The organism is Pseudomonas sp. yb_2 (assembly GCF_043103905.1).
GTDB classification, from domain to species: domain Bacteria; phylum Pseudomonadota; class Gammaproteobacteria; order Pseudomonadales; family Pseudomonadaceae; genus Aquipseudomonas; species Aquipseudomonas alloputida.
Map to the genome: position 1 here is coordinate 21,180 of NZ_JBICKH010000086.1, position 6,113 is coordinate 27,292.

5 protein-coding genes and 1 pseudogene are annotated in these 6,113 nt (G+C 59.2%); 4 read left to right on the top strand and 2 right to left on the bottom strand.

The window, feature by feature from the left end:
* Positions 1–18: 18 nt before the first annotated feature.
* The 4 genes from ACF8FB_RS25005 (at position 19) to ACF8FB_RS25020 (ending at position 4,460) form a co-directional block, all read left to right on the top strand.
* Positions 19–1,209, top strand: a complete 1,191-nt coding sequence (locus ACF8FB_RS25005) for a CaiB/BaiF CoA transferase family protein (RefSeq protein WP_392510190.1) — start codon at positions 19–21, stop codon at positions 1,207–1,209.
* 12 nt (positions 1,210–1,221) lie between these two features.
* On the top strand, positions 1,222–1,746 hold the full coding sequence (locus tag ACF8FB_RS25010; protein WP_010954264.1) for a gamma carbonic anhydrase family protein: 525 nt from the start codon (positions 1,222–1,224) through the stop codon (positions 1,744–1,746).
* Positions 1,747–1,813: 67 nt separating this feature from the next.
* Complete coding sequence (locus tag ACF8FB_RS25015; protein ID WP_010954263.1) at positions 1,814–3,130, top strand: MFS transporter; 1,317 nt, start codon at positions 1,814–1,816, stop codon at positions 3,128–3,130.
* 49 nt (positions 3,131–3,179) lie between these two features.
* Positions 3,180–4,460, top strand: coding sequence for an OprD family porin (locus tag ACF8FB_RS25020; RefSeq protein WP_010954262.1), 1,281 nt, complete (start codon positions 3,180–3,182; stop codon positions 4,458–4,460).
* Between the two features lie 2 nt (positions 4,461–4,462).
* Here ACF8FB_RS25020 and ACF8FB_RS25025 read toward each other — a convergent pair whose 3' ends face one another.
* Both ACF8FB_RS25025 and ACF8FB_RS25030 read right to left on the bottom strand, forming a co-directional pair.
* A complete protein-coding gene (locus ACF8FB_RS25025) occupies positions 4,463–5,620 on the bottom strand; it encodes a DUF6708 domain-containing protein (RefSeq protein WP_010954261.1) in 1,158 nt (385 codons plus the stop codon).
* Positions 5,620–6,113, bottom strand: a pseudogene (locus ACF8FB_RS25030) (hypothetical protein); the annotation flags it as partial. The pseudogene ACF8FB_RS25030 and the gene ACF8FB_RS25025, both read right to left, overlap by 1 nt.

Below are 6,113 nucleotides of genomic sequence, written 5' to 3' on the forward strand. Positions count from 1 at the left end.
CGTAAGAGGAGCATCACAATGTCCAGACTTCCCTTGGACGGCATCCGTGTCGTTGAGATTTCGCATATGGTCATGGGCCCGACGTGCGGCATGATCCTCGGCGACCTGGGCGCCGAAGTCATCAAGATCGAGCCGGTACGCGGCGACGGCACACGCCGTTTGCTGGGCGCAGGGGCGGGCTTTTTCCGCACCTTCAACCGCAACAAACAATGCATTGCTGTCGATGTTGAAACGCCCGAGGGCCGTGAGGCCGTGCTGCAATTGATCGACACCGCCGATGTCTTCATCGAGAACTTCAAGCCCGGGCGTATGCAGAAGCTGGGTCTGGGCTACGACGCACTGTGCCAGCGCAATCCAGGGCTGATCTACGCTTCGCACAAGGGGTTTCTCAGCGGGCCATATGATAACCGCCTGGCGCTGGATGAAGTGGTACAGATGATGGCCGGTCTGGCCTACATGACAGGGCCGGTGGGGCGCCCGCTGCGCGCAGGCAGCTCGGTGAACGACATCATGGGTGGCATGTTCGGCGCCATTGGCGTGCTGGCCGCACTCAACGAGCGCCACAGCACCGGCAGGGGCCGTGAGGTGCAAAGTGCCCTGTACGAGAATTGCGTGCTGCTGGCTGCCCAGCATATGCAGCAGTACGTGGTCACCGGTGAAGCCGCAGCGCCGATGCCGAACCGCATCAGTGCCTGGGCCATCTATGACGTGTTCACTTTTGCCGGTGGCGAGCAGATGTTTGTCGCCGCCACAGGGGAAGGCCAGTGGCACGCGTTATGCCGGGTACTGGGGCAGACCGCTTTGCTTGATGACCCGACCCTTGGTAGCAATAACGACCGCGTGTTGCAGCGGCCATGGCTGCTGGCGCACCTGGCCGAGGTGTTTGCGCCGCTGGACGCCGGGCAGTTGGCGGTGCAGCTGGAAGCCAACGGCATTCCTTTCGCGCCGATCCGCCGCCCTGAAGAGCTTTTCGAGGACCCCCACCTGCTACAGAGCGGTGGCATGGCCGAGCTGCAACTGGAAGACGGCAGCCACACACCGATGCCGTTATTGCCGCTGTCACTGGACGGCCAGCGCCTGCAGCCACGGCGGGCTATCGCGCGGATTGGTGAGCACACCCGCCAAGTGATGCGTGAACTGGGTTACAGCGACGCGCACATTGCCCAGCTGTGTGCGGCGGGCGTGCTGAAAACAGACGACGCGGCTTGAGGAGGCCTTGAGATGGCGATCTACCAATATGACAACCTTGCACCCAACCTGCACCCGGAAACGTTCATCGCCGAGGATGCCAGCGTCATCGGCGACGTTACCCTGGAACAAGGCGTCAGTGTATGGCCGCAGGCCGTGCTACGGGGCGACAACGAAGCGATCCGTATCGGCCAGCACAGCAACGTGCAGGAGGGTGCTGTCTTGCATGCAGACCCCGGCTTTGCGTTGACAGTGGGGCAAGGTGTCACCATCGGCCACCAGGCCATGCTGCACGGCTGCACCATCGGCGATGGCGCGCTGATCGGCATTCAGGCGGTGGTGCTCAATGGCGCGGTCATCGGCAACAACTGCCTGGTGGGTGCAGGCGCCATCGTCACCGAAGGCAAGGTGTTTCCCGACAACTCGTTGATCCTGGGCGCACCTGCCAAGGTAGTGCGCGAGCTCACTGCCGAAGCTATCGCCGGTATGCAGCGCAATGCGACCGAGTACGTCGCAAAAGGCCAGAGCTTCAAGGAAAAGCTGATCCGTATTCGCTAAAAAACCTGCTGGTGGCGCCCTTCGAGGCGTCGCTGCTCTCCAATAATTACAAGAATGGAGATTCACCATGGTTGCTTTGACCGGCGAACTGGCGCGTGAGCGCAACGACAGTCACATCAATGAGCTGCTGCTATACCGCCGTGTGGCCTGGCGCATCATGCCGCTGGCTATCATCTGCTTCCTGTTCTCCTACTTCGACCGCATCAACATCAGTTTTGCGAAGACACAAATGCAGCAGGAACTGGGCCTCAGCGATGCCGCCTACGGCCTGGCCGCGAGCATGTTCTTCGTCGGCTACGTGCTGTTCGAAGTGCCCAGCAGTCTTGGCCTGAAACGCTACGGGGCTCCGGCCTGGATCTGCCGGATCATGGTGTCCTGGGGCCTGGCGACGGCTGCGCTGGTATTTGCCTATACCCAGTACACGCTGTACTTCCTACGCTTTCTGATCGGCGTCATGGAGGCCGGTTTCGGCCCGGCGATCCTGTTCTACCTGGCATGCTGGTTCCCGCGCAAGCACCTGGCGAAGATGAATGGCCTGTGGTTCCTGGCGGTGCCGCTGGCCGGAGCGGTGGGTGGCCCGGCTGCGGGCTTTTTGCTGGGGACAATGGACGGCGTGTTAGGCCTCGCTGGCTGGCACTGGTTGTTCCTGATGTCCGGGCTGCCGTGTGTGCTGCTGGGCCTGCTGGTGCTGTGGAAGCTGGACCGCGATATCGAGGCGGCGAAATGGTTGAGCCGCGAGGAGAAGGACCTGCTGGCGGAGAACCTTGCCCAGGACAAACGCACCGCAAAACCGATACTCGGCTCGATCTGGCGGGTGTTGCTGACCCGTGAAGTGGCGATCATGGCGTTTATCTACTACGTGGTCAAAACCGCGTCCTACGGGCTTAATTTCTGGATGCCGCACCTGATCAAGTCCTCGGGGGTGCAAGACATGCTCTGGGTTGGCGTGCTGTCGGCATTGCCCTATGCGGTAGCGTGCATCGGCATGGTGTTGCTGACTCGTCACTCCGACCGCACCGGCGAGCGCAAGCGCTATCTGGTGTACTGCCTGCTGGCGGCCGCCGTCGGTTACCTGCTGGCGTGCCTGTTCTCCGACTCTCCCTTCGCGATGATGACCGCGCTGGTGCTGGCCACTGCGGGCACCTTTATCGCTATCCCGATCTTCTGGACCATTCCACAGTCGACGTTCTCGGGGCTGGCAATTGCCACCGGCACCGCCGCGATCAACTCGGTGGGACAGCTGAGCGGCATCGTTGCACCAGTGATGGTGGGCAAGATCAATGACCTTACCGACAGTACCTACATGGGCATGCTGTCAATCGCGCCGCTGATCCTGGTCGCATGCCTGGTGGTGATGCGTTACGTGCGCAACCCCAAAAGCTGATTGGCGCTGAGTCTTCGAACAACAACAAGAATAAGCACAAGGCATACCAATGATCGTGATCTTTCGGCGAGCATCGCTGGTGCTCTCGGCGCTTTACTGCGCCTGTCAAACCGCCCAGGCTGCCTTTATCCATGACGGCAGTGGCAGCCTGGAACTGCGCAATTTCTATTTCGACCGCGACTTTCACGGTGACAGCGCCACGCAATCGCGGCGCGGTGAATGGGCCCAGGGCTTCATGCTGCGCTTGCAGTCTGGCTATACCGACGGCGTGGTTGGCTTTGGCCTGGACGCAGCCGGCATGCTGGGGCTCAAGCTGGACTCCTCGCCTGACCGTAGCGGTTCCGGCCTGTTGCCGCGAGGCAGCGACAAACGCGCCGCGGATGACTACGCCAAGGCCGTAGCTACCTTCAAGGCCAGGCTGGCGCAGAGCGAATTGAAGGCGGGGGGCCTGAGCCCGCAACTGCCATTGCTGGCGTCCAACAGCAGCCGCTTGTTCCCCCAGTGGTTCAACGGTGTGCAACTGGTGAGCAAAGACTTGGACCGGTTTACGTTCACCCTTCTGCAGGTGGATGCCACCAAATTGCGTGACTCCACCGACTATGAGGACCTGACCGCCATGGCGCAGCAAGGGGCCTATTCGGCGACGGTCACCAGTGATCGTCTGCGCTACGCCGGCGTCGATTACCAGCCGTTGAACAACCTGACCCTCAGCCTTCACACCAGTGTGCTCGAAGACCTGTTCCGGCGTGATTTTGCCGGTTTTAAGTTCAAGACCCGACTTGGGCCGGGGGATGTGTTCACCGAGTGGCGCTGGTTCAATGCAAGGGAGCAGGGCCGGGCGTTGCTGGGCGGAGTCGACAATCAGACCCTCAGTACCAACTTCGGGTACAGCGTTCAGGGCCACACGTTCAGTGGCGGCTATCAGAAAGTGCGTGGGGATACGGCATATGCCTACGTGGGGGGCACCGATACCTACCTGTTCAGCGAACAGCAGGTCAGCACATTTGCCTTGGCCAACGAACGGGCGTGGATGCTGCGCTACGACTACAACTTTGCTGCGGTGGGCATCCCCGGGCTGACGTTCAACGTGCGTTATGTAAAGGGCGATCAGGTGGACCCGCAACGCATTGCCAGCGTCAAGGGCAGGGCATTGGCCGCTGGCGACGGAGAGGGGCGGGAATGGGAGCGGACTACGGATATCACCTATGTGGTGCAGTCGGGGGCGCTCAGGAATGTGTCGCTGCGTTGGCGCAATGCGAGCATGCGCTCGAATTTTGCCGATGCAGCGGATGAGAACCGGGTGATCGTGGGGTACACGTTCGAATTCTGAATTCAGACACAATCTTCGTTGGGCGCAGCCGGTTTCGCTTGCGCTTTGGATCTGCGCGTTTTGCGTGGCTTTTTCGCCGGCCGCTTGCCGGGCTTGAGCTGCCAGCGGTCGGCGTTGGCGAGCAGGCGTGCCTGGATTGCGGGAGGGTAGTCGCTCAGGGTTGTCACGGGTGGGACTGGCTTGCCGGGCAGGCCGGCCTCGCGGATGACCTTCGGCCAGCGCGGTCGCCAGCACAGCAGCAGGCTGAGCCAGTGGCCGGTGCCGATGATGACGAAAGCGGGCCAGACAAACAGCAGCGCAATTTTGAACAGCCAGCTGCTCTTGCGGAAGAAACGCCCAAGGCCTTCGAACTGGGCGCTGAATGCCTGGATGGGTGAGGGTAGCTGGGTGCTCAGGCGGGGGCGGGGGACGGCGTGCGGGCCTTCTTCCATGTAACGGCGGATGAATTCCCACTCATCACGCAGTTCGCTGCCGCCTTGGCCTTGTTTGCCGAGCAGGGCCATTTCCATGTGTGGCAGGCCGGTGCGGCTGGGGTGCCAGATTAGACCGAGTCTTACTCCAACGCTTAGCGAATCATCTTCTGGGCGAATGCCCGTGCTGCCGGTTGTTTTCCAGGGGAAGGTGACGATGCCACCACAGTAGCTGGGGCGGTGGAGGTGGACCTGTTGAGTTATACGATTGAAGCGAATGAGTAGATGCCGACTGGTCAGCATTTCCAGTCGCGAGATTTTTACGCCGTACTTCAGGTAAAAATACAATGCTGCGCCTGAAGCTGAAGCCAATAGAGCTGTAAGTATGACTGCTATAAAGGAGATTGAATAAGGTTGAGTGATATCAAGCCAGATGGAACCGACAGCTATGCCGGTTCCGAAAATTATCCCAGGCAGCACCCCGCCGATCGTGACTAGCGTAATGAGGCCGCGCTTCTCTTCTGAGCCGCCACAGCGCATTTCCATGTGGGTTTCATTGAATGCATAAACAGGGCCGCGTATGAGGGGTGTTTCACTTACCCGGGAAAAGTGAATCTCTTCATTCAGGTCGCCTTCATAAAAATCTCTATTTGCGCGCTTTTCTGCTGGTGTCATCCCTGCTTCGTACGTTCTACGTGCAGCTTCTGACTGAGTTGCCATCTGCCAGAATCCCCATTCGATAAGATACATTATAAAACCTCGCCGATAGCAGTGTGTAGGGCACTCAGTTCTTCCTGCTCTTCATAGGGTTTGATATTTTTATGAGTTCGGAAGCAGCTACGTTTGCACCACTTCTCTAAAGCGTCATCTTCCAGAATGTAGATTATGAGTGTCAGGATGACTCCGATCCAAAATGCACCTAATACTAAACGTGCAAGCAGTAGGCGAGCAGCTTGTGTTCCCAGTTTGTTGGCAAGCGCGCCCATGGATGTTGTCATCATTCTCACAAGTTTTGTTTTGGCATTCTGAGATAGATGGTCAAAAAGAGGTTTTGCGATTGCAATGGCTGTTCCTGCTTCCGCTAGCGAGATTGTAATAGTTGCCAGTGCCCGCAATGCGTATGCAAGTGCCAGCGTTCCAGGTTTTTTGGTACTATGTTTGGTAAGGTTTTGCTGGCGGTATATTAACTGCTGAGCAGCATCGGCGAAGTCCCACCAGGCGAGTACGAAACCACCTGTCACAG

Bases quoted from the DNA above. Each gene is read 5' to 3' on its own strand.
- ACF8FB_RS25005 (WP_392510190.1), top strand. From the start codon at position 19: ATGTCCAGACTTCCCTTGGACGGCATCCGTGTCGTTGAGATTTCGCAT.
- ACF8FB_RS25010 (WP_010954264.1), top strand. From the start codon at position 1,222: ATGGCGATCTACCAATATGACAACCTTGCACCCAACCTGCACCCGGAA.
- ACF8FB_RS25015 (WP_010954263.1), top strand. From the start codon at position 1,814: ATGGTTGCTTTGACCGGCGAACTGGCGCGTGAGCGCAACGACAGTCAC.
- ACF8FB_RS25020 (WP_010954262.1), top strand. From the start codon at position 3,180: ATGATCGTGATCTTTCGGCGAGCATCGCTGGTGCTCTCGGCGCTTTAC.
- ACF8FB_RS25025 (WP_010954261.1), bottom strand. From the start codon at position 5,620: ATGTATCTTATCGAATGGGGATTCTGGCAGATGGCAACTCAGTCAGAA.